Annotated in this window: 16 protein-coding genes and 1 tRNA gene; 2 read left to right on the top strand and 15 right to left on the bottom strand. The window is 63.7% G+C overall.

Annotation, left to right across the window (positions count from 1 at the left end; genetic code table 11):
• The first annotated feature begins 74 nt into the window (after nucleotides 1–74).
• Complete coding sequence (locus ACR9ZC_RS12250; protein ID WP_481580479.1) at nucleotides 75–452, top strand: copper resistance protein CopC; 378 nt, start codon at nucleotides 75–77, stop codon at nucleotides 450–452.
• Between the two features lie 60 nt (nucleotides 453–512).
• Here ACR9ZC_RS12250 and ACR9ZC_RS12245 read toward each other — a convergent pair whose 3' ends face one another.
• From ACR9ZC_RS12245 to ACR9ZC_RS12190, 12 genes are all read right to left on the bottom strand, one after another.
• Nucleotides 513–2624, bottom strand: a complete 2112-nt coding sequence (locus ACR9ZC_RS12245; RefSeq protein WP_481580478.1) for a site-2 protease family protein — start codon at nucleotides 2622–2624, stop codon at nucleotides 513–515.
• 40 nt (nucleotides 2625–2664) lie between these two features.
• Nucleotides 2665–4089 (bottom strand): efflux RND transporter periplasmic adaptor subunit, encoded by a 1425-nt coding sequence (locus tag ACR9ZC_RS12240; RefSeq protein ID WP_481580477.1) that lies wholly within the window; start codon nucleotides 4087–4089, stop codon nucleotides 2665–2667.
• 5 nt (nucleotides 4090–4094) lie between these two features.
• The gene (locus ACR9ZC_RS12235; RefSeq protein ID WP_481582655.1) at nucleotides 4095–4862 is read right to left on the bottom strand and encodes an efflux RND transporter periplasmic adaptor subunit; all 768 of its coding nucleotides are present in this window, start codon (nucleotides 4860–4862) and stop codon (nucleotides 4095–4097) included.
• Between the two features lie 38 nt (nucleotides 4863–4900).
• Nucleotides 4901–6457 (bottom strand): TolC family protein, encoded by a 1557-nt coding sequence (locus tag ACR9ZC_RS12230; protein WP_481582654.1) that lies wholly within the window; start codon nucleotides 6455–6457, stop codon nucleotides 4901–4903.
• A gap of 52 nt (nucleotides 6458–6509) precedes the next feature.
• Entirely contained in the window at nucleotides 6510–13772 is a 7263-nt protein-coding gene (locus ACR9ZC_RS12225; protein WP_481580476.1) for a DUF4347 domain-containing protein, read from the bottom strand.
• A gap of 48 nt (nucleotides 13773–13820) precedes the next feature.
• Nucleotides 13821–14432, bottom strand: a complete 612-nt coding sequence (locus ACR9ZC_RS12220) for a phage tail protein (RefSeq protein ID WP_481580475.1) — start codon at nucleotides 14430–14432, stop codon at nucleotides 13821–13823.
• A 37-nt stretch (nucleotides 14433–14469) separates the two neighbouring features.
• Nucleotides 14470–14811 (bottom strand): DUF6916 family protein, encoded by a 342-nt coding sequence (locus tag ACR9ZC_RS12215; protein ID WP_481580474.1) that lies wholly within the window; start codon nucleotides 14809–14811, stop codon nucleotides 14470–14472.
• 143 nt (nucleotides 14812–14954) lie between these two features.
• The gene (locus ACR9ZC_RS12210) at nucleotides 14955–15545 is read right to left on the bottom strand and encodes a GNAT family N-acetyltransferase (protein WP_481580473.1); all 591 of its coding nucleotides are present in this window, start codon (nucleotides 15543–15545) and stop codon (nucleotides 14955–14957) included.
• A gap of 316 nt (nucleotides 15546–15861) precedes the next feature.
• On the bottom strand, nucleotides 15862–16176 hold the full coding sequence (locus ACR9ZC_RS12205) for a hypothetical protein (RefSeq protein WP_481580472.1): 315 nt from the start codon (nucleotides 16174–16176) through the stop codon (nucleotides 15862–15864).
• Between the two features lie 239 nt (nucleotides 16177–16415).
• Nucleotides 16416–16506 (bottom strand) — tRNA-Ser (locus tag ACR9ZC_RS12200).
• 170 nt (nucleotides 16507–16676) lie between these two features.
• Nucleotides 16677–17972, bottom strand: a complete 1296-nt coding sequence (gene serS / locus ACR9ZC_RS12195; RefSeq protein ID WP_481580471.1) for a serine--tRNA ligase — start codon at nucleotides 17970–17972, stop codon at nucleotides 16677–16679.
• Nucleotides 17973–18029: 57 nt separating this feature from the next.
• Nucleotides 18030–18938: a LysR family transcriptional regulator gene (locus ACR9ZC_RS12190; protein WP_481580470.1), complete on the bottom strand. Its 909-nt coding sequence runs from the start codon at nucleotides 18936–18938 to the stop codon at nucleotides 18030–18032.
• Between the two features lie 95 nt (nucleotides 18939–19033).
• On the opposite strand from ACR9ZC_RS12190, the gene ACR9ZC_RS12185 reads away from it, so the two are divergent.
• Nucleotides 19034–19894, top strand: a complete 861-nt coding sequence (locus tag ACR9ZC_RS12185; protein ID WP_481580469.1) for an aldo/keto reductase family oxidoreductase — start codon at nucleotides 19034–19036, stop codon at nucleotides 19892–19894.
• 3 nt (nucleotides 19895–19897) lie between these two features.
• Here the strand turns inward: ACR9ZC_RS12185 and ACR9ZC_RS12180 are convergent, their stop codons facing one another.
• The 3 genes from ACR9ZC_RS12180 to ACR9ZC_RS12170 are packed head-to-tail and all read right to left on the bottom strand — an operon-like array spanning nucleotide 19898 to nucleotide 24307.
• A complete protein-coding gene (locus ACR9ZC_RS12180) occupies nucleotides 19898–21202 on the bottom strand; it encodes a replication-associated recombination protein A (protein ID WP_481580468.1) in 1305 nt (434 codons plus the stop codon).
• Nucleotides 21203–21226: 24 nt separating this feature from the next.
• Nucleotides 21227–21934 carry an outer membrane lipoprotein chaperone LolA gene (gene lolA / locus ACR9ZC_RS12175; protein ID WP_481580467.1) on the bottom strand — a complete coding sequence of 236 codons (708 nt, stop codon included), beginning with the start codon at nucleotides 21932–21934 and terminating at the stop codon, nucleotides 21227–21229.
• Between the two features lie 60 nt (nucleotides 21935–21994).
• The gene (locus ACR9ZC_RS12170; RefSeq protein ID WP_331567536.1) at nucleotides 21995–24307 is read right to left on the bottom strand and encodes a DNA translocase FtsK; all 2313 of its coding nucleotides are present in this window, start codon (nucleotides 24305–24307) and stop codon (nucleotides 21995–21997) included.
• Nucleotides 24308–24654: the final 347 nt, after the last annotated feature.

Raw genomic sequence — 24654 nt, 5'->3', positions numbered from 1 at the left:
CTACGGCCGATCGGCTACGATCGGAGCCCTAGTCACGCGCCCGCCTTGCACTGCATTGAAAGGTCACTGAGGATATGAAGAAGCATCTATCGATCGTTTCCGCGGCACACATTGCCGCCGCCGCACTGACGCTTGCCGCTGCCTCGCTCGCGTTCGCTCACGCCAGGCCGACTCGTCAGGAACCCGCCGCCGGCGCCACCATCACGGCGACGATCGACAAAGTTGCCATCGATTTCGACGACCGTCTCGAACCGGCGTTCAGTTCGATCGATGTGACCAATGCACAAGGCAAGTCCGTCGTCAGCGGCAAGTCTGCTGTCGATGCGGCGAACCCGAAGCACATGTCGATTTCGGTCGGCACACTCGCGCCCGGTAAGTACACCGTCGTGTGGGTCGCCGTTGCCGCGGACGGGCATCGCACGCAGGGGCGTTATACGTTTTCGGTGAAGTAACTGGCGAGCATGCGATCGTCTTCGGCATCACGATAGTCGCCACGAAAGGCGATCGCATCGTCAAGCGCCACCCTCGCGCACAAATACGGCCGCAAGCCACTTCAACGCTCGCCACGCAAAACTTTGACGCGCCGCGCCGATCGTCGCGGTGCCGACGATCTCGCGCGGCCACGCCTCGTTCCCGGGGCACGCGCCGATCCGTACGCGATAGGTGGCCGCGAGCGGCACGAGCTGATGCGTGCCCGGCTGCGACTGCACAGGCAGCGGCCCACCGTACACGCTTGCCAGCGACGGCACATCGAGCGCGGCAAGATTGACGCGATCGACGGCCGTGACGCGGCAGTGCAGCGCACCCCGTTCGGGCAGCGCCGCAACGAATGTCACCGGCTCGCCGGACGCGATGCGCGCCGCATCGTCTTCACCGACAAACGCCTCGCCCTTCACCCCCATCGGCCCGACGACGTCGAACAGATGCTCGCCGCGCGGCAGCCAGGTACCGGGCGCGAGCGCGTCATCGGTTTGCACGACACCGTCGAACGGCGCACGCAGCGTGAGTTGCCCGACTTGCGCCGAGAGCCCCGCCACCGTTTCGCGGGCAGCGTCCCAGCGCCGCCGCAGCGCGACACCCTGTTCGAGTAGCCTCGTATCGAACGACTGCTGCTCGACCTGCCAGCGCAACAACGCTTCGTCGGCTCGTGCTGCTTGCAGTCGATGCGTCAGATCGGGCGAGCTCAGCACGGCAAGTACGTCACCCGCATGTACGCGCTGACCATCGCGGGCGATCGGTGCCTCGCCGCTCGCGTAAGCCGCCTCGGGAGCATAGAGGCCTTGCGCGCGCTGCGGCCCCAGCACGGCCGGCGCGCCCACACCGCCGTGCCAGGGCAGCACGACAAGCGCAAACAGGATCGCGCCGAGCGCCGCGCTACGCCGCGTCTGCCGGCACCAACGCAGCGCCGAACGGCGATGCCAGCAGGCGATGACTTCGCGCACGATCGGCCGTGCGATGAACCAGCCGAATTCGACGCAAAAGAGGATCAAGCCCAGCGCCTTGAAAAAAGTGTGATAGACGACGAGCGCGATCGAAAAGAAGACGACGAGCCGATAGAGCCAGGTCGCGAACGAGAACGCGATCAAAAAGCGTCCGCGGCCTGCTGCGCACGGCTCGGGCTGCGGATCGCCAAAACCGAACAGCTGCTCGCGCATCCACCAGCGGCCGAACGCAAACGCGCGATCGTGCAGATTCGGCATGTCGAGCCAATCGGACAGCAGGAAATAGCCATCGAAGCGCATGAACGGGCTCGCGTTGATCGTCAACGTGCCGATCCAGGTCGTCGTTGCGAGCAGGAATGCGCCCGCGCGCAACGGTCCGTCGGGCAACAGGCTCCAGGCCAACGTGGCGAATGCGGCCAATGCAAGCTCGGTCAGCATCCCGGCAGCACCAATGCGCAAACGTTCGGCACGCCCCGGCACCTTCCAGGCTTCGGTGGTATCGGTATAGAGCACCGGCACCATGACGAGCAGCGCGACGCCCATCGTCGGCACGCGGCAACCGTAGCGATGCGCCGTGAACGCATGGCCGAACTCGTGCAGCACCTTGGCACAGCCCAGTGCGAGAGCGATCGCGGCAAGCCCGCGTAGATCGGCGTAGCCGTGGAAGGTGTGGACGAATTCGTCCCAGCGTCGCGACACGAGCACGAGCCCGATCAGCGCCGCAATCGCGACGCCGATCCAGAACGCTGGGCGGTAGGCGAGTTCGGCATAACGCGCGAAGCGCCGCAGAAAAGGCATCGGCCGCCACAGTGGCACGCGAACCATCAAATAATGCTTGAGGAGCCACATAGCGTGCGACAGCTTGCCCGCCGCGGCTGCGCTCGCGAGCCGTCCTGTGTCGGCCGCGCTCGTCGCGACGAGCAGATTTTGATGAAGCAGCGTCCGTACGAGCGACTCGAAGTCCTCCATCGTCAATCTCAACGTCGTCTCGGCGTTGACCGAAGCGACGATCGCGCTTGCATCGTCGAGCGGCCAGCGCGAGAGCATCTCGAACGCGGGCCACCCGATCTGGAAGAAACGATTCGCCGCCGGATCGTGGAGCATCCACGTCGGAGCGCCGTCCGGCGTCGCGGCGCCGGGCGTCAGGCTCAGTTCTTGGCGAAGGGACGGAAGGCGGGGCATCGAAGCTACGTCAATTCACAAGGCGTGGTCATGGACCCACCTACCAGCCGAACCACTGCCGGGCCGATGCGAGCGGGCGGCGCAGCAGATAGTAGGCGAGCGGCACCCAGCGACCATGAATGCGCGCGGTACCCATCGTGCCGAGCGGCGGCTTGGTGGCATCGACGAAGGTTGCTTTCACACGGTAGGCGACCACGCCGTCGGGCGTCGGCTCGGCGCGATACGCCACCGTATCGATGCGGGCATCGTAGGACGCGAGCGGCGAGCTCTTCGGATAGAGCGTGACGGTCGCGCCAGGCACGACATCGACGTTGTCGGCAACAGGCACATAGGCAGTCAATTCGACATGGGCCGGATCGGCGAGCAGCATCACCTTCTCCCCGATCGATACCGCCTTGCCGTTCCAATCGTTCGGATCGGAGAACACCGCGACGCCGCCGCGTGGCGCATTCACGCGCACGCGCGCGAGCTCGCGCGCCGTATAGTCGAGTTCGACCGCGCTCTGATCGAGCTTGCCTTTGCGCAACGCCATGTCGAGCCGGTCTTTATCGTCGGTGACGGCCAGTTGCGCGGTCTGCCGGTACTCCTCCTGCGCCGTGGCGTAGTTTTTGTTTGCAAGCGCATAGCGCGAAGCGAGTGTCGTCGAATCAAGTGCGAAGAGCGGCGCGCCCGCCTCGACGCGCTGATTCGGCTGCGCGAAGAGCTTGTCGATGACGCCGTCGAGCGGCGCGCGCACGACGAACGGATCCTTCGGCGTGACTTCGGCCGGCGCGAGCACCGTCAGCGGCACGGGTATGACGAGCGCGAAGGCGACGGCTGCAAGCAACCGGCGTCGATGTTTGCCGGCGCGCAGGGCGAGTTTCGTGCGCTGCAGCCAGGAAGCGCGTGGCGAAAATGCCGCGAGGGCGTGCGACCAAACGCGCGCGAGCTCGGCGAGCAGCGCTTCGTCGAGCTGCGTCCACGGCTCGTCGCGCGCAAAGAGGACACCGCCGAGCGGGCGGCCGGTGCGATCGAAAAGCGGCAGCCATAGAGCATGTGCCGGCCACCAGGCGTCCCATTCAGCAGCGAGCGGCTCGGGCAGGCTGTCCGCGACAAAGGCATAGGGCCAATCGAGGGCCGGGTGATCGCCGGCACCCGCCCCCTCGCGCACGTCCGCCTGCTGCGATGTCGATGACGCGTCCGCTTGCGTCGAATGACGTTTTTCAAGCTCGCGACACACTTGGCCGAGCCATTGCACATAGGGTGCGCCGGGATCGCTCTGCGGCAGCCCCGAGACCGCTGCGACCGCACCCGGAAGAGGCGCCGGCGCCCGCCACCACGCCGCTTGACGATACGGGACGAGCGAAAGGGACTCATTGACGATGACGAAGCCGAGCGTCTCCTCGCTCGGCGCCTGCCGAGCGCGTGCTGACAACTGCCATAGCAGTGCGAGCGCGTCCGCCTGGATCCGCAAGGGGGCGTTCATGACGGCTAGCGGCTCGCGCCGGCGAAGCTCGCCCACCCGCTCATACCGGGCAGGAGCTCGGATGCGTGCCCGGACAATGCGGCCGTCACATCGATGGTCTGCGTGACGGGATCGACACGCGCGCCGATGCGAGCGACCGTGGCCGGATACACCTTGCCGACCTCATCGACCTTGACCGTCAGCGGATGGCCCGGCTTGAGCCAGGCGAGCCATTTCGACGGGACAATCATCTTGAGCTCCAGGTGGCTCGTGTCGACGATCGTCATCAGTGCTTTGCCGGGCTGCGCAAACTGCTGCGCCGAAGCGCTGCGCTTGACGACGCGTCCGTCGAACGGCGCCGCAATGGCGCACTTGCGCACCGTCGCCTGCATGTAGGCCACCTCGGCCGCGCTCGCTTTCGCCTTTGCCGCGGCTTGCTCGACGTCGATCTGGCCGATCGAATGGAGCTGCGACAGCCGATCGTTGACACGCTTCAACTCCACGGCGGCGTCGGACTCGGCTTGCGCCTTGTGCAGTTGAGCCGCGTACAGCGAGCAATCGAGCGACACGAGCGTCTGGCCCACGCGGAACGCATCGCCATCGCGAAACGGCGTCGAGGCGATCTTCGCGCTGATTTCGCTCGACACTTCGACCTCGTCGCGCGCAACGAGCTGAATACGGATGCGTCCGTCGTCCTCGGCATGCGCGACGGGCCCACCCGAGGGTCCCGACGCCGCCGGGGCCGGGGTCCCCGCTTGCACTCCTGCAGCCCAACCACCCTGAACCGCCATCATCAATACCGCACCACCAAGCCCTGCCCTGCCCCATCGGTTCATTGCGTTGTAACTCCGTTCGCGTGGCCGAACTCGGCCCATCGCGCTTGCTCCTTGTCGAGCGATTGCTCGATCGATTTCAGATCGCCATTGCGCGTGTCGGCCGGAACCGGGTCGAGTCCGAGCGTCGCAAGCAGTTGGCCATAGGCGCTTTCGAGCTCGCCGTAGCTTTGATAGAGGCGCAGCTCCGAGATCATGGCCGAAGTGGCCGCGCGAATCTCCTCGAGCTTGCCTTGCGCATTCGCCACCGTCGCGTTGTGGGTATGCTGCAGGATCTGGCCATCCACGTCGTTGAGCTGCTTGTACAAATCGAACTGGCGCTGCTTGGCGCCGAGCTCGGCGCTCGCGACGTGAACTTGCGTGAGCACGGCCATCGACAGCGCGAGCCGCTGCGCATGCGCGACGTCGCGCTGGGCACGCGCCATACCGCGGATGTTCTTCGCGTTGAGCAGGTTCAGCAGATTCCAGCTCACATTGATACCGGCCGCACGCCATGCGTGATAGGCGAGCAAGCTGTTGCTGTCGTAATGCCCGCCCAACTGCACCTCGATGCCGGGCAACAGTTTGGCGATTGCCTTATGCGTCTCGTTGATGCTGATGCGCTCGTTGTAGCCGGCTTCGACGAGTTCTGGCCGGCGCTCGAGCGCCGTCTCTTCCATGCGGTCCATCGGCATCTCGAAGCTAGGCACCGTGAAATCCGCCGGCGGCGCGAGCGTGAAATCAGTGCCGGGCGCAATGTTCATCAACGAGGCGAGCCGCGGCTTGGCTTCCTCGAGCTGATCGCGCACGGCTTCGAGCTGGCGCATGATATCGAGCAGCGCATGTTGATAAGCGAGCGTGTCGAGCGGCGAGCGCAAGCCCTCGCTCTGCGATTGCCGCGATTCATCGAGCGCCTGCTTCGCTTGCTCGAGCAGCGGGCCAATGCGGCTCTCCAGACGCTGCGCGCCCGTCGCCTCCCAGTAGGCCTCGCGCACCTGCTGCATCATCAGTTGGACGACCTTGCGCCGGCGCTGCTCCACGACGAGCACGCGATCGGCCTGCTCTTTGGCCTCGAAGTAGCTCACCCCGAAATCGAGCAAATTCCACGAAAACGTGAGATCGGCCGTGCGAATGTCCCGGTCGGTCGAGTACGACGACTCCAACGATTGTTCGCCCGTGGCGAGCGACACGGATCGCGAGGCGAGCGGATGATTGCGCGACGTGTAGCCGGCAGCCGCGGTCAAACGCGGCAGCATGTCGAAACTGGCGACGTCGAGCTGCTTTTGCGCAAGCGCCTCTTCCATCATCTTCAAGCGATGATCGAGGTTGTAGCGGATCGCACGCGCCATGGCCTCGTCGAGCGTAACAGGCCCGGCGAGCGGCGGCTGCTCCGCGAACATCGCCGTGCGGTCGGCACGCGCGCTCTGGGCGCGTTCGGCGTCCGTGAAGGGCGTCGGGTGGATGGCGCAGCCCGACAGCCACATCGCGGCCAGCGAAACGGCAATCAGCGAAGGGCGCAGGATAAGCGTGGAGGCCGTTGCCCACGCAACGGAGGATTCAGTAGTGGACGAAGGCATCGCTGTGGCACAGGTCGATTGAGATCTCATTGGTCTTGGAGGATGAGGTAACTCATAGGCGACGCGTCGCGCCGCCGGGATGCGAAACGTGCAGCGCAGCGCGCGCCTGGGCGAACTGCTGATCGAGCGACGGCTTGCCGAGCGGTCTCGCCGCGCGCGCGACCGAGGGCTCGGCGGCCGCCCGGCTCGTGTGCCCTTGCGGCGATGGATGCACTGCGCCGTGCTTGTCCTGTCCATGCTGCTGATCGTGCTGATTGCGCTCATCGTGCGAGCGGCCATGCTTGTCGTGCGGCGCGAGCACGATCTGGCGGCGCGTTTCACGACCCGATGCGTCGCGCGTCTGAACGACGATATGGACGTCTTCCGCACCGGGAGGGAGTTTGCCCCGCAATACGCCGCTTGCCGCGTCGTAATGGATCCAGCCTGGCAGCGAACGGCCGTTGGCAAGCCGGACTGTGACGTCGGAGCCGCCGTGCATCGCCTCGGAAGGCGGCAACAGCGTCGCCACTTCGATCGAGAACGGGTCGTTCGGCCCAATTGCAAACGAGACGTCGGGAAGCGGCACGGGCACCTCGGCGGTACCGACCGCAATTGCCGCATCGAGCGCCGCCGCGTCGAAGCGCGACACCGAGGCACGATCGAGCGGCTGCATGTTGCGCGGCGCGCTCGGATCGGAGAACGTCATTGTCGGCACGATCGGTACCGAGCCCACGGGCAGCGGCTCATCGAACTCGTCGAGCACGTCGGGCGCGCCGGTGCGATCGGAGCCCGTAAACAACGGCGGCTGCGCTGCTGCAGGCGATTCGATGACCGTCGGCGGCGTCGGGAAGATCGGTACGATGCCCGTCTGCCCCCTGACGATCGTGATCGTATTCGATGCGACGGCACTCGTCTTCATGCCGTCGCTGACGGTGAACGCCACGGTGCGGCTGCCGCTCGCGCCCGACTTCGCATCCGAGTAGGTGACCGATTGCAGTGCGGCCTGCCATTGCGCGAGCGATGCGGTGCCGCCGGCCGAGGTCAACGTCAGCACACCTGTAGCGGCGTTGTAGCTTGCGGCGATGTTGCCCGTTGCCGCGCTGCCGGTGAACGCAAGCGTATCGTTCGCCGCATCGAAGCCCCCGTTGATCGCCACTTGCGCCGAGCTCAACGTAGCGTTCGGATCGCGGTCGCTGATGGTCACTTGCGGCGCGATCGCGACCGGCGTCGAATGCGCCCCTAGCGATGTGAACGTCACGCTTCCGCCGATGGACAGAAGCGGTGTCTGATCGGTGTCGGTCACCGTGACGCTACGCGTTTGCGCCGCGCTCACGGCGCCGTTTCCATCGATCACCGTGAAACTGATGACGCGTGTCGTAGTGTCGGGCACGACCGCCGTATCGGTATACGTGATCGATGCAAGCGCCGCTCGCCATTGCGCCAGCGAGGCCGTGGCGCCCGCCGACGTCAGCGTCAGCACGCCCGTACTCGCGTTATAGCTGGCCGCGATGTTGCCCATCGTCGCGTTGTCGTTGGCGAACGCCAGCACGTCCTCGCCGGCGTGGAATCCGCCCGCGATCGCCACGCTCGCGGACGATGCCGTCGTACTGCTCGCATCGGTCAGCGTCAGGCCCGGCGAAACCACGATCGGCGTCGACGTGGCATTGTCGGCTGCCACGAATGAACCGGACCCCGCATCGGGCGTGATGTGCGGCTGATCGAGCACGACGAGCGTTGCGCTTGCAGCCGCGCTCGTCTTCGAGCCGTCGCTCGTGGCGAACGAAATCGTGCGATTGCCGAAGTGCGTCCCGCTCGTCGAGAACGTCACGGCGCTCAGCGCATTCGCCCATTGCGCGTCGGTGGCGGTGGCGCCGGCCGAGCTCAGCGTCAGCACGCCTGTCGCCGAATCGTAGGTCGCCGCAATGTTGCCGAACGACGGGGCGTTGCTGTTCGTAAAGGTGAGGATGTCCTCGCCGCCATGGAAGTTGCCGGTGACCGACACCGTTGCCGACGATTGTGTCGGATTGTCGAGATCGGTCACGCTCACGCTCGAGTTGACGATGGTGGCGGATGTGCCCACCACGTAGCTCGTCGTGCCGCCTGCTGCCGTGACGACTGGCGTTTGATCCGTGTCGGCCACGGTCACCGTGCGCGTCGCGGTGTTGCTCGTCACGGCACTGGTATCCACCGCGGTAAAGCTGATCGTGCGCGTGGCAGTGTTCGGCGTGACCGCCGTGTCCGTATAGGTCACCGAATCGAGGGCCGCCTGCCATTGCGCCAGCGTAGCCGTCGCACCGGCGGAGTTCAGCGTCAAAACGCCCGTCGCCGCGTTGTAGGATGCGGCAATGTTGCCGTACGTCGTCGAACTGGTGTTGATGAACGCGAGGGCGTCCTCGCCGCTATGGAAGTTGCCCGTGATTGCAACGGTGGCCGAGGCCAGCGTCGATGCACCGCCGTCGGTCACGCTCAACCCCGAATCGATCGCCACGGGCGTCGATGTAGCGTTGTCGCCCGCCACGAACGATGCCGAACCCGGATCGGTCGTGATCGTCGGCGGCCCGAGTACGGCGACCGTATCGGTTGCCAAAGCGCTCGTCTTCGTACCGTCGCTCACGGCGAATCCAATCGTGCGATTGCCAGGCGTGATACTCGATCCTGCGGAGAACGTCACGGCGCTCAATGCGTGGGACCACTGTGCATCGCTCGACGTCGCACCCGCCGACGTCAGCGTCAGCACGCCTGTCGCGGAATTGTAGGACCCGACGATGTTGCCGAAAGTCGACGAATTCGTGTTGACGAACGTCAGCGTATCGCCGAAATGGAAGCCCGTCGTGATCGATACGGTGCCGTCCGATTGGGTCGTATTGTCCTGATCGCTGACCGTGATGGCCGCGTCGATCGTCACGGCGGACGTACCGGCGATGTAGTTGGTCGTGCCACCGGTCGCCGAGACGATCGGCGTTTGATCGGTGTCGGTCACGGTCACTGTTCGGGTCGCGGTATTGCTCGTGACGGCGCCCGTGTCGACCGCCGTGAAGCTGATCGTGCGCGTCGTGTTGTCGGGCGTGATGGCAGTGTCGGTGTACGTCACAGCATCGAGCGCTGCCTGCCATTGCGCGAGCGTCGCCGACGCGCCGGAAGAAGTCAGCGTCAGCACACCCGTCGCAGCGTTATAGGAGCCGGCAATGTTGCCGAATGTGGTCGCGCTCGTGTTCGTGAATCCGAGCACGTCTTCGCCGCTGTGAAATCCTCCGGTGATCGCGACGGTAGCCGACGCCAAAGTCGGCGACGCGCCATCGGTCAGCGTCAGCCCGGGATCGATCGCCACGGGCGTTGAAGTTGTATTGTCGCCCGCTACAAAGGACGCAGAGCCGGAATCGGTCGTGATCGTCGGTGGCCCCAATACATCCACGGTGTCCGTCCGCACCGCACTGCTTTTAATGCCGTCGTTCACCGCGAACGAAATGGTGCGGTTGCCCGGCGTTGCGCTCGAGCCGGCGGAGAATGTCACCGCGCTCAATGCGCTGGCCCATTGAGCGTTGGACGCCGTCGCGCCCGATGAGGACAACGTCAACACACCCGTCGCCGCGTTGTATGACCCGACGATATTGCCGAACGTCGCCGAGTTGGTGTTGACGAACGCCAGCGTGTCGCCGCTGTGGAAGCCGCTCGTGACCGAGATCGTCCCTGTCGATTGCGTCGTATTGTCGAGATCGCTCACCGAGATGCCGCCGTCGATCGTCGCGGCCGACGTGCCGCCCACGTAGTTCGTCGTGCCGCCCGTCGTCGTTACGATCGGCGTTTGGTCGGTGTCCGTGATTGTCACCGTGCGGGTGGCTGTAGCGCTTGAATTGCCTGCGCCGTCGATCGCCGCGAAGCTGATCGTGCGCGTCGCCGCATTCGGCGTAACGGCCGTATCGGTATAAGTCACCGACTCGAGTGCACTCTGCCATTGCGCCAGCGTTGCCGTCGCACCGGCCGAGGCGAGCGTCATGACGCCCGTCGCCGCGTTGTACGACGCCGTAATGTTGCCCATCGTCGCGCCGTCGTTGGTGAACGCGAGGACGTCTTGGCCACTATGAAAGCCACCCGTGATGGCAACTGTCGTAGAGCTCAGCGTCGTCGCGCTACCGTCAGTCACCGTCAAGCCCGCATCAATCGCCACCGGCGTCGACGCCGCGTTGTCAGCCGCCACGAACGAAGCGGAACCCGAATCGGTCGTGATCGTCGGCGGGGCCGTCATGCTGACCGTGTCGGTCGCCGCCGTGCTGCTTTTCGCGCCGTCGCTCGTCGCGAACGAAATCGTACGATTGCCGTACGTGGTACTCGTGCTCGAGAACGTCACCGCCGACAACGCGTTCGCCCACTGTGCGTCGGTGGCCATCGCACCCGACGACGTCAGCGTCAGCACGCCCGTCGCCCCGTTGTACGAAGCCGCGATATTGCCAAACGTGGCCGTACTCGTATTTGTGAACGCAAGCGCATCGCCGCTATGGAAGCCACTGGAAACAGAAGCTGTCCCAGATGATTGCGTCGCATTGTCGAGATCGCTCACCGAGATGCCGCCGTCGATCGTCGCGGCCGACGTGCCGCCCACGTAGTTCGTCGTGCCGCCCGTCGTCGTTACGATCGGCGTTTGGTCGGTGTCCGTGATTGTCACCGTGCGGGTGGCTGTTGCGCTTGAATTGCCCGCACCGTCGACCGCCGCGAAGCTGATCGTGCGCGTCGCCGCATTCGGCGTAACGGCCGTATCGGTATAAGTCACCGACTCGAGTGCGCTCTGCCATTGCGCCAGCGTTGCCGTCGCACCGGCCGAGGCGAGCGTCATGACGCCCGTCGCCGCGTTGTACGACGCGGTGATGTTGCCCATCGTCGCGCCGTCGTTCGTGAACCCCAGCACATCCTGGCTGCTTTGCAAGCCGCCCGTGATCGCGACAGTGGCCGAGGCGAGCGTCGTGGCGGCCGTGTCGGTCACCGTCAATCCGGAATCGACGGCGACGGGCGTCGACGCCGTGTTGTCGCCCGCCACGAACGCAGCCGAGCCCGAATCCGTCGTGATTTGAACCGGTGTCACCACATTCACGGTGTCGGTCGCTGCCGTGCTCGTTTTCGTACCGTCGCTCGTCGCGAATGAAATCGTGCGACTGCCGAGCGTCGTGCTCGTACTGGAGAATGTGACTGCCGACAGCGCGTGCTGCCACTGCGCATCCGTGGCGGTCGCGCCGGCGGACGTCAGCGTCAGCACGCCCGTCGCCGCGTTATACGAAGCCGCGATGTTGCCGAACGTCGCCCCACTCGTGTTGTTGAACGCAAGCGTATCGCCGCTGTGGAAGCCTCCCGACACCGACACCGTGCCCGACGATTGCGTCGTGTTGTCGAGATCGCTCACTGTGATCGCGCTGTCGATCGTCACCGCGGATGCGCCATCCCGGTAGCTCAGCGTGCTGCCACTGGTCGACACGATCGGAGTTTGGTCGGTATCGGTGACGCTGACCTGCTTCGTCGTGGTATTACCGGCCGTGAAGCCGTCGTTGGTGACTTCGAAGCTGATTGCGCGGGTGGCGGCATTCGGCGTCACGGCCGTATCGGTGTAGGTCACCGCGCGCAATGCCGCCTGCCATTGCGCGATAGTGGCCGTGCCACCCGAGGATGTCAGCGTCAGAACGCCCGTGACCGCGTTGTATCCCGCTGAAATATTGCCGTACGTGGCGGCACTCGTGTTCGTGAACGCTAGCACGTCCTCCGCATTGTGCAAGTTGCCCGTAATCGACACGGTGGCACTCACGGCGGTGGCCGAATTCCCATCGGCTAACGTGATGCCGGAATCGACGGCGACCGGTGTCGACGCCGTGTTGTCGCCTGCCACGAACGACGTGGTGCCGCCGGTGGCCGTGAGCGTCGGCGGGGACGAGGGCGCGAGATAGGTGAAGTTATCCAGTGTGGGCGAGAGAAAGGTGCCGTTGCCGCTAGTCTCGATGAGCTTGATGCTCTTGACCTGTGAGAACGCAGCGTTGCTGGACAGATCGACGTGAAAGAGCGAACTGTTCGACACGTGGCCCGGCGTGTACGCAGTGGCGCCAGCGGAAAAATCGAGGACTATGCTCCCAACGACGTTGCCGGACCCGTCGAGGGCCTGGACCGTCACTTGGTTGCTGACAAATATATCGATATCGAAGCTCTCTACCGCCATCAAGGTGCCATCTTGCCGCTGAATCGTCAGCGATGACATCTGCGTGCCCTGCGTGTTGACGATGAACTCGCCGCCCGACCCGCTCGACGGAAGCGATCCGCTGACGACCTGATACTCGACAGCCTGATCGCCCGTATAGGTCAGGCCGTCGAGCGTCGTCGAAGCGACGGGCGTCGAGCCCGTATCGAAGCCGACCGACCCGTCATAGGTCTCGTCGAATGCGGCGAGCACGTGATCGTAGTTTTGCTCCGAGGCCGCCGAAAAAATAACGCCCGCATGCACGGTGCCCGCGTCGTATTCGAGCGACCAGTCACCGCCAAGCGAGGCCGCGCCGGTTGCGTCGGTCGACGCCGCCACGTTCAATCCCGATATCGACGAGATCTGCTGAACGAGCGCCTTGCCGTCCGCATTGCCGGCGACGTCGCAGCCGTAAATCAAAAAGTCGCCGCCCGCCTTCATCGACGCGCCGATCTGCGCGAACTCCGAACTGTACGTCGAGATATCGGCTTCGTTGATCCATGTGCTACCCACCTGAAACTCGCCCGTGGCGCCATGCGACACGAGATGGATCGCGCTGACGCCGGGGTGTGCCTGCAGATACTGCTCGATTTGGACAAGCCCGTCCTTCGTCGAATCGAGCACGACGTACTGCGTGCCAGCCGGCAAGCCAGCGACGAGCGTCTGAAGATCGGTGACGTTCGAATTGATGAAGACGACTTGGCGATCCGCCGATTGCGCAACCGAATCCGTGAAGCCGTGCACCGCGCGCGTCGCGGTAGCGTCGCCCGTAACGCCCGAAAACGGCGTGCTCGTGTAGCCATGCCGTGCTGTGGCAGCTGCGTTTTGCGCGCCCGCTTCGCCCTGACCGGCGGCCACTGCCGCGGGTGTGAAGCCATGCACCGCACGCGTCGAGGTTGAAGCCGACGCGCCTTCGTGTGCGGTACTCGCGGCATGTCCATCGCCGTTCGTCGGATGCGGGGCGGCAGCAGCTGCCACTCCGATGGCTGCGGCCGATGCGTCATAGACGATGCGCGGCTCGAGCGCGACGATCAGCGGCGCCGGCATGGCGGTACATTCGCGGCGCGCGGTCGGGGCGGACCCTCGCATCGCGGCGAGAAGCTTCGAGAGGCTGGCGGCAAATCTCATCGCGTGATTTCCCCGACGGCGTGCCGGTGGCGGCACGCCTCAATTTATTTATCCCCGCGAGGGAAAAATCCCTTGCAAGGCGATGACGAAGGTAATGCCCAAGTACGGATTGCGCACCGAAAAAGGCGTGCTGCCCCCGGCCATGCCGTTCTGCACCGACGGCGCAGATCCCTCCACCGTGACATTGAACGGCTGAAGTGTCGTATTGGGCGTCGAGGTACTGTAGAGCGCACCCTGGTGATTGCTGACGCTAACCGGCCCGAGCACCGCGGTTGTACCGGGAACCGCGCTTTGCGATGCCGTCGACGTGGTGGCCGGAATTGCGACGGAGCCCGTGGCCGAACCGCCGCTCGACACGGTCGCCGTGTGCGTATGCATCGGCATGTTCTGCGTCGTCAGCGTCGCATTCTCGGTCCCGGCTTGCTCGCCGATGACAATGGTCGACAACCCCAGGCCCTGCCCCACACCAACGGGGCTACGGCCCTGCATGTTCGGCAATTGAAAGGTCGTCGTGCCGTTGCCGCCGTAAACGGTGCCGAGCAGAGAAAACAACGCCTGATTTTGCGAAATCGCGATCGTTTGACCTGCACACAACGCCCAGCCGTAGGGAGCGTAGTCGAAGCCCACCATGCGGATTTCACCCAGGAACGGATCACTCATCGAACGCCTCCAGTCGAGTCAAGAATGGGAAAGATGCTCAATTGACGCCCTGCGAACCGGCGTCCATAGCCAGTGCATCGGCGCGACAGTGCACAACGACGGTAAGCGTCGATCGCCCGTCCCCGGTGGGCCGCGTAGGCGTGGCGAGCAGGTCCCACGCTCGGCCGCTCGGCGAGCCTATGCGATAAACGTCCTGAGGAGGGAAAACGCCCGCAGGCAACTCGAACGTAGCCGAGTAGCAGATGAAGCTGTCATCCATGGCAATGCCGGCAGGCGCGTGCGCGAGCACCGCCTCGACGGTCTGCCCGTCGGCGGAAGCGAAAGTGAAGCGTTGCCCGATCGCTTCGAGCAACTCGTCATGGGTAGGGATAGTCCGCAAGCAAGCCCCCGGTTCTTATTCGTTGTGTGATGCGCTATCTGTCTTGGTCGGCGTTGCCGGCCATGGCCTATCGTTTTGATACGTGATTCGCCTGGCTCATCACAACGCGAGCCGCGGATGTTCGCGCGTCGCCGCGCCTCGCGTTACATCGCGCCCTCAGCCGCCAGCCCTGGCACAGGCACGACGCTTTCATCGATGAACGGCGCGGCCGCTCGACGCATCTGCAGATACACACCGTTCTCGCCGACCGCTTCGAACCCCAGGCGCCGATACAGCTCTTGCACCGGGTTGTCGATTTCGACGTACAACACCGCCGCCATCGCCCGTGCGGCCGCCTGCGCGACGAATGCACGGACGAGCCGCCCGCCGATACCCCCGCGTCGATAAGCGGGCAAGAGTGCGATATCGATTAACCGCGCATCGGCCCCCTGCCAATCGTGATAAAGGCGTCCGATCGCGGTCTTGCCCAGCATGACTACATCGAAGCGGCCATGCGGGTAATGCCGACGGTAATACTCATGCTGCATCGAAAATTGATCGGCCAGTAATGCCGTAACGCGCTCGACGCTCCATCCTGTTTGCGCGAATTCTTGCTCGCGCGTGCTTTCAAAAACCGTACGTAAAAATTCAATATCGATTTCAGACGCAGACCGCAGGCTCAAATATGCACCACCGGTGTTGGTCATTTCTCGCATCACTTCCTTGTGCACGCGATAAACGGCCAATCGATGCATGCGACTTCAATCGACCGAGAAAATAAGTACAGGCGAGATGGATATTAGTCTAGGGAAAGTCGGCTCGCAATCTGGTACTTGGGCCGAGCGCACCGGGAATACCCGCATCGACATTTTTACCGCCCGAAGCGATATGCCAAATGTGTCGACACGAGCGGTCGTGGTACAAGGCTCGGTCTTGCTGCATGTGCTGTCATTGCGACAGCTCGTTCGGCGATCGAAACGAGGAGCGCCGCGCCGCGAGACGGCGTAAGCGGCGGCAAAGCCCGTTTCAAGTGATATCAACGAAAGCCCGCGCGACGCAGACTGAACAGTGTCAGTGAGCGAATTTCGCCAAATAATAAACGGCGCCGGTCAACAACGTCACGGCGCCGATAATGCGCCATGTCTGTACGTTCAGCGAGGCATGAAGTTCGGCCCTGAGATGCGCTAAATCTTCTTTCGAGGCGAGCGCATTCAGCCTCGTCTCGATTTTGACGAGACGATCGCGGATTTCCAAATTGGCCGCTTCAAGGAGGGAGATTCGCGCTTGCATGCCGCCATCATCTCCTCCCGAGCCACCACCGTCAACCGTCGAGCCTGCCTTTTGCCATGCGGGCACTGGAACCCACTTAAGATGACGATCAGCCATTCGCTACCCCGTCGTGAAAGTTTTCCATGTAACCATACGCGGCGCAGCGAAGAACATCAGTTGCGAAAATTCATCCAAGTCTGATGGCGTTGATAATCGATTTCTGTGGACGACGATGTGCTCAAGCTCATCGCCGCTTCCACATCGCGCGGCGATGGCCGCCACACAGGCGTACGGCTAAAGGATTTTTTCTGACACAGAAACGCAAAACGGGCCGAAAGGCCCGTTTGCTGATGTCCTGGCGGAAAGGGTGGGATTCGAACCCACGGTACGGTATAACCGTACACCGGATTTCGAGTCCGGCGCATTCGACCACTCTGCCACCTTTCCGTCTTGTGGATGGCATGCAGCTCATTTGCCACATAGCTGCCCTACCACCGCTTACTTCGCTTCGCCAAGCTGGTCGCTGTTTGGCGAAGCGAAGATTATAGAACATCGAAAGCAGCATTCCAAGCTTTTTTACCAAGAAGGTCGCAAGCCGAGACGCCGCACCCGATCGATCACGCCCGCACCGGCTCCAAGCGCTCGACGCCGCCCAGATAAGGACGCAGCGCCGCCGGCACTGTCACCGAGCCATCGGCATTCTGGAAATTCTCGAGCACGGCAACGAGCGTGCGCCCCACCGCGAGGCCGGAGCCGTTGAGCGTATGCAGCAGCTCCGGTTTGCCCTGAGCGTTGCGATACCGCGCCTGCATGCGACGCGCCTGGAACGCTTCGGTATTCGAGCAGCTCGAAATCTCGCGATAGGTGTTCTGCGCCGGCAGCCAGACTTCGAGGTCGTATGTCTTCGCCGCGGAAAAACCCATGTCTCCCGTACAGAGCGTGATCACCCGATACGGCAACTCGAGCTTTTGCAAAATGGCCTCGGCGTGCGTGACCATCTGCTCGAGCGCGTCGTACGACGCCTCGGGCGCCACGATCTGCACCATCTCGACTTTGTCGAACTGATGCTGGCGAATCATGCCGCGCGTGTCCCGGCCGTAAGAGCCCGCCTCCGAGCGGAAACACGGCGAATGAGCCGTCAGTTTCACAGGCAATTCGCCCGCATCGAGAATGCTGTCGCGCACCGTGTTGGTCAGCGGAATCTCCGACGTCGAAATCAAGTACTGCGTCACCGCACTCTCGGCGCCACCCTTCTCCACGCGGAACATGTCGTCCGCAAACTTCGGCAACTGGCCCGTGCCGACGAGGACCTCGGGATTGACGATGTAAGGGGTGTACGTTTCCGTGTAGCCGTGCTGCTGCGTATGCGTATCGAGCATGAACTGCGCAAGCGCACGGTGCAGACGCGCAACCTGCCCGCGCAGCAGCGTGAACCGCGCACCTGACAGCTTCGCGCCCGTTTCGAAATCGAGCCCGAGCGGCGTGCCCACATCGACGTGATCCTTGGCCTCGAAGTCGAATTGCCGTGGCGTGCCCCAGCGGCGAACTTCGACGTTGTCCGTTTCGTCGCGGCCAACGGGCACGCTTTCGTGCGGCAGGTTCGGCATTTCGAGCAGCAGCCTTTGCAAGCGCGCCTGAACGCCGTCGAGTGCCGCGGCTGACGTCTTCATTTCATCGCCGAGCGAGCCCACTTCCGCCATGACCGCCGACGTGTCTTCGCCGCGCCCCTTCATCGCCCCGATCTGCTTCGACAATGTGTTGCGCCGCGACTGCAGCTCTTCTGTGCGGGTCTGAATGGCACGACGTTCGGCTTCGAGCGCCGAAAACGCCGCGACGTCGAGCGTGTAGCCGCGTGCGGCAAGGCGTGTGGCAACGCCTTCGATATCTTTGCGCAGCAACTGGATGTCGAGCATGGGGAAAGTCGATTGTCGTAAAGGGAAAACCGCGATTTTAACGCACCGCATCGACTGTCAGTCATTGCGGGTCGTGTCCTTGATGTAGTCGATGAAGGCGCGCAGCGGGGGTGGGACGAGGCGGTGTCCGGGGTAATACAGGAAAGGGCCGGAAAACGACTGCCACCACGGCTCGAGCACCGCTTCCAGCGCACCGCTTTGCAGATACGGCCGCAGCCAATCCTCGAACAGGTAGGCGATGCCGCTTCCTGCTCGGGCCGCATCGACGATCAAATCGACCGCACCGGAACGCTCGACCAGCAAGGGTCCATCGACGTCAATCCTCACCGTTTCCTCGTTGCGCTTGAATTCCCATGGCTGCACCGCGCGTCCGCCAAAACGCATGCGCAAGCAGTCGTGCCGCAGCAACTCGCTCGGATGATCGGGTCGTCCACGCTTGTCGAGATACGAGGGCGCAGCCGCAGCTGCGAAACGCTGGACCCGCGGACCGATGGGCACGGCAATCATGTCCTGCTCGAGACGCTCGTCGTAGCGGATGCCCGCATCGCAGCCGGCCGCCAACACGTCGACGAGGCTTTCTTCCGCAATGATCTCCAACTGTATTTCGGGGTAAGCGGCCAGGAAACCCGGCACGATCGTGGGTAACACCAGTCGTGCGGCGCTGACGGGAACGTTCAGCTTCAACCTGCCGGCAGGGCGATCGCGCAAATCGTTCACTTCGTGGAGCGCGGCTTCGACCTCCGTCAATGCCGGCCCGAGACGCTCCAACAAACGGTCGCCCGCTTCGGTAAGGACCACGCTGCGGGTCGTGCGGTTGAGCAGACGCACGCCCAGTCGCGCCTCCAGCCGCCGTACCGCCTCGCTCAGACCCGATGCGCTGGCGCCAGTCGAGCGTGCGCCGTCGCGGAAGCCCTTGGCGCGCGCCACAGCGATGAAAGCATTCAGGTCGGCGAGATCGAGTTTCATTGTGCGCATTTTCGTACAGGTTGTGTAGATTATGCCGTCTTTTCGAACGGGAGCTGCGTGCCTACACTAAGACCTTCAACAGAAAGAGGTCCAATATGCCTTCCTCATCCGCTACTTATCGTCTCGGCGACCTGACGGTCAACCGCATCGGCTACGGCGCGATGCGCCTTTCCGGGCCCCACGTTTTCGGTCCGCCCGCCGACAAGGACGGTGCCCTCGCCGTTCTACGCACGGCGGTCGAATGCGGTGTGAATCATATCGACACCAGCGATTTCTATGGGCCGCACGTGACCAACCAGTTGATCCGCGAGGCGCTGCATCCCTACCGCGACGGCCTGGTGATCGTCACGAAGATCGGTGCGCGCCGCGGCGCCGACGCATCGTGGCTGCCGGCTTATTCGTCCGCCGAGCTCGAGCAGGCGGTGCACGACAATCTGCGCAATCTGGGACTCGATAAGCTCGACGTCGTCAACCTGCGCGTGATGATCGATCCGATGCAGCCGGCCGAAGGTTCGATCGAAGCGCCGCTCACCGCGCTTGCAGAGCTGCAGCGCAAGGGCCTCGTACGCCATATCGGCCTGAGTAACGTGACCCCGGCCCAAGTGGCGGAGGGACGCCGCATTTGCGATATCGTATGCGTGCAAAACCACTACAACCTGGCCCATCGGACTGACGACGCGTTGATCGACGAGCTGGGCCGCGATCATATCGCCTACGTCCCGTTTTTCCCGCTAGGCGGTTTTTCGCCGTTGCAGTCGGCCACGTTATCCGACGTCGCTGCCCGTCTCGGGACGTCGCCCAATCAGGTGGCACTGGCCTGGCTCCTGCATCGTGCACCCAACGTCCTTCTCATTCCTGGAACGGCCTCGATCAGCCACCTCAAGGAAAACCTGGCTGCGGAAACACTCCTGCTGCCGGACGACATCGTTGTCGAACTGGACGGGATGGCGCGCTAGTGCTTATTTCTTCCCCGCTTCTTCGTCCAATTTCTTCAAGAGGGCCAACTTTTCGCTTATTTTGATTTCCAGACCTCTTGGAACCGGCTGATACCAGCGAGGCTCTTCCATGCCGTCAGGAAGGTAGGTCTCGCCAGCGGCGTAGGCATTGGGTTCATCGTGGGCATATCGGTATTCATGCCCGTACCCCAGCTCCTTCATGAGCTTCGTTGGCGCATTGCGCAAATGGACAGGAACCTCACGGCTCTTGTCCTGCTTCACGAAAGCTCGGGCCTGGTTGTAGGCCATGTAGCCAGCGTTGCTCTTGGCGGCAACGGCCAGATAGATCACCGCCTGCGCCAGCGCCAACTCGCCTTCCGGGCTTCCCAGACGCTCGTAGGTCAGGGCCGCGTCGTTCGCGATCTGCATGGCTTTCGGGTCGGCAAGACCGATGTCTTCCCAAGCCATGCGAACGATCCGCCGCGACAGATACCGGGGATCGGCGCCGCCGTCCAGCATTCTCGTCAGCCAGTAGAGAGCGGCGTCGGGATGCGAACCGCGAACCGATTTGTGAAGGGCTGAAATCTGGTCATAAAAGTTGTCGCCGCCCTTGTCGAAGCGCCTGGAATTCAACGTCAACGCATTGCGCACGAACTCCGCGTCGATCTTCCGAATCCCGGCGGCACCGGCAGCCGTCTGGCACTGTTCGAGCAGGTTCAGGAATCTTCTGGCGTCACCATCCGCATAGCCGATGATGGTGTCCCTGGCCAGATCGTCGAACTCCAGACCGCCAATCGCCTTTTCCTGAGCGCGTCGAAGCAACTGCTTCAATTCGTCGTCTGTCAGCGATTTCAGCACATAGACCTGCGCCCGCGACAGCAAGGCCGAATTCACCTCGAAGGAAGGATTCTCGGTGGTGGCACCGATGAACGTGACCAAGCCGCTTTCCGCATAAGGAAGAAGCGCGTCTTGCTGCGACTTGTTGAACCTGTGAATCTCGTCGACGAACAAGATCGTGTGCTTGCCCATCGCCAGATTCTGCTCGGCTTGCTCCATTGCCGCCCTGATGTCTTTGACACCGGAGAAGACCGCGGATAGGGCAATGAATTCGCATTTGAAGGCCGTCGCGGTAAGACGTGCCAAGGTCGTCTTGCCCACTCCCGGCGGTCCCCAGAAGATCATGGAGTGCGGCTTGCCCGACTGGAACGCCAATCGCAGCGGCTTACCCTCGCCGAGCAAGTGGGACTGGCCGATGACCTCGTCCAAGGTCTTCGGGCGAAGAGCCTCGGCGAGCGGCGCAACGGGTTCTTGCGCGAACAGATCAGGCATGACGCGTTTTCCCGATGGCGAGGCTCAGCCGTTGATGACATCGGCGCCCTTCGGCACCGTGAACTTGAACGAATCGGCCTTGAGCGGCGGGTTCTTCTGAATGTTCGTGAACGTGAGCAGCGTCACGTTGCCGAAGACGTCGTGCAGTTCCATCGCCTCGAGATTGCCGTCCCTGAAGCCGATGCCGACACGCTCGAACTGGGTATCGCGCGACTTCGGGCGCAGCTCGAGCCAGTCGATCCCCGCCTTCACCCCCGCGTCGCGCAGCGTGAAGTTCTGCTCGATATCGTTGCTGCCGAAAAGAATGGCGGCCGGGCTCGCACCGAGCGCGCCGCCCAACTTGCGGATCGTGACCTGATTCAGATCTTTGTCATAGACGTAAAGATTCGAGCCATCAGCCTGCAAGACCTGCTCGTAGGGCTTCTCGTAGGTCCAGATGAATTTGCCGGGCCGCGAGAAGACGAACGTGCCGCTCGACGTTCCACCCTGCGTCGGCTTGGCGCCTTGCACCTTCGAAGGCGCCTTCACTTCCTTTTGCACGAATTCGCCGCGCGCCGACTGCACTTGCGAGACGAAGGCTTTCAATTGCTCGGTCCCGCTGGCAAAGGCCGTCGGCGCCGCCACCGCGAGCGCGGCACCGAACAGGGTTGCGGCAAGCCCTCGGCGCATAGGGCGCGAGACCCACGAAAACGAGAGCAAGCGCCACGCGAAATGCCGGAAACGATGCTGCATGGGGGTGATTCTCCGTGATGAACTGAGCCGCGCGGCTTCTCGGCCAAGCGGCAACGATGCCTAGTCGCCGTCGCGCGCGGGCACGAGGATTTCGCGATTGCCGTTGGTGGACATCGCCGAGACGAGCCCCGATTGCTCCATCTGTTCGAGCAACCGCGCCGCACGGTTGTAGCCGATGCGCAGATGGCGCTGCACGAGCGAGATCGAGGCGCGGCGGTGCTTCACGACGATCTCGACGGCCTGATCGTAAAGCGGATCCGACTCCTCCGCACCACCCGCCGCGCCGCCGAGCGCGGCGGAGCCTTCGTCGCCCTCGCCCGCCACGCCGCCCTCGAGAATGCCTTCGATGTAATTCGGCTCGCCCTGCTCCTTGAGCTTCTGGACGACGCGATGCACTTCCTCATCCGAGACGAAAGCACCGTGCACACGGACCGGCAGACCTGTGCCGGGCGGCATATAGAGCATGTCGCCCATGCCCAGCAGCGATTCGGCGCCTTGCTGATCGAGAATCGTGCGCGAATCGATCTTCGACGAGACCTGGAACGCAACCCGCGTCGGCACGTTGGCCTTGATGAGACCGGTGATGACATCGACCGACGGGCGCTGTGTGGCGAGAATCAAGTGGATGCCGGCCGCGCGCGCCTTTTGCGCGATGCGCGCGATCAGCTCCTCGACCTTCTTGCCGACCACCATCATCAAGTCCGCCAACTCGTCGATGACGACGACGATGTTCGGCAGGCGCGTCAGCGGCTCCGGTTCGTCGGGCGTCAGGCTGAACGGGTTCGGCAGCTTTTCGTCGCGCTTGGCCGCTTCGTCGATCTTGTGGTTGTAGCCGGCCAGATTGCGCACGCCGAGCTTGCTCATGAGCTTGTAGCGGCGCTCCATTTCGGCCACGGTCCAGTTCAGCGCGTGGCCGGCCTGCCGCATATCGGTGACGACGGGGCACAGCAAATGCGGAATGCCCTCGTAGACGCTCATTTCGAGCATCTTCGGATCGATCAGGATCATGCGCACTTCGTCGGCGCTCGCCTTGTAGACGAGCGAGAGGATCATCGCGTTGATACCGACCGATTTGCCCGAGCCCGTCGTGCCGGCTACGAGCAGGTGGGGCATCTTGGCGAGGTCCGCGCACACCGGCTTGCCGCCGATGTCCTTGCCGAGACCGATAGTGAGCTTCGAGGCCGCGTCGGCATAGACCTCCGAGCCGAGAATCTCCGAAAGCCGCACGGTCTGGCGGCGCTGGTTCGGCAACTCGAGCGCCATGAAGTTCTTGCCCGGAATCGTCTCGACGACGCGGATCGAAACGAGCGACAGCGAGCGCGCGAGATCCTTCGCGAGATTGACGATCTGGCTGCCCTTCACGCCCGTGGCCGGCTCGATCTCGTAGCGCGTGACCACCGGGCCCGGGTAGGCGGCCACGACGCTCACGTCCACACCGAAATCCTTGAGCTTCTTTTCGATCAGACGCGAGGTGAACTCGAGCGTATCGGCCGACACCGACTCCTGCACGGCCGGCGCCGCGTCGAGCAGCGCGATCGGCGGCAGCGTGGTGTCGCCCGGCAGGTCCTTGAACAGCGGAACCTGCTTTTCCTTCTCGACGCGCTCGGACTTGGCCGGCGTCACGATGGGCGGCACGATCGTGACGGGTTCGTGATCTTCCAGGCGCACGCGACTTTGTTCGACCTTGCCTTCGCGCTTGACCGCGGCCGCTTCGCCGAGCTTTCGATCGCGGCCGGCTTCGCGGCGCAGCTTCGCGAACGTCACCGCCGAAATGATCGCGTCACCCACCCGCTCGGCAACGGAGAGCCAGGAAAACCGGAAATAGAGCGACAAGCCGATGGCGAGCGCGATCAAGAGCGCCAACGTGCCGCCCGTGAAGCCGAGCGCATGCGAGACGCCGCGCGCCACGGCGTCGCCGACGATACCGCCCGGCGCACGCGGCAACGGCACCCGCAGCGACCACATCCGCAAGGCTTCGATTCCGTCGCATGCGAGCAACACGAGCGCGAACGCGAACGCATCGGCGACCCACGATTCGCGCGGTTTGTCCTCCTCGGCTTCCACTTGATGCGTGAGCCGGCGGTAGTTCGCGGCGATGCGCCGCGCGAGCAGTGCGACCCACCAATAGGCGGACACGCCGAACAGCAACAGCAGGATGTCGGATGTCCAGGCACCCACGCGGCCTGCCCAGTTCGCGATGCGCTCGACCTGCTCGGCGTGCGTCCAGCTCGGATCGTGGCGGCTGTAGCTGACGAGCGCCATCGCCAGGAACACGCAGAGCGCGACCTGCAATATCCAGCGGATTTCGGTGAAAAGGCGCGACATGCGATGCGGTAAGGCTTGCGCGTGCGCCGAATAGGGAGCTTTGGCCATGAATCCGTAAAGGCTTGGCGTGCAGGCCCGTAGGCGCCGGCACGCCGGTCGTTCGATGCGGGCTATTGTAAACGCTGCGTCGCGCCACGGGCTGTAAATGACGGTAACGGCGCAACAGTTGGGCTGCCGCACGCGCGCCCGACGCTGGGCCGCGCCGCGCGTGCGACGGGTGCCGGCTATCGCCACGATTGAAATTCCCTGGGCGGCAAGCGAAGGCCCTGCCCTTTATAATGCGCGGGTGTGCCCCATTTAGGCCTAGACGCGCAACGGGTGCGCGCTGCCAACGGTCAGCATTGGCTGTGCCGCCGCCCCGTCAGCTCATTTAGCGGTATTCATTACGGATTCGA

The organism is Trinickia sp. HAY1-2D (assembly GCF_056754935.1).
The sequence above is the reverse complement of the archived record's forward strand: the minus strand, read 5'-3'. Positions and strand labels throughout refer to the sequence as shown.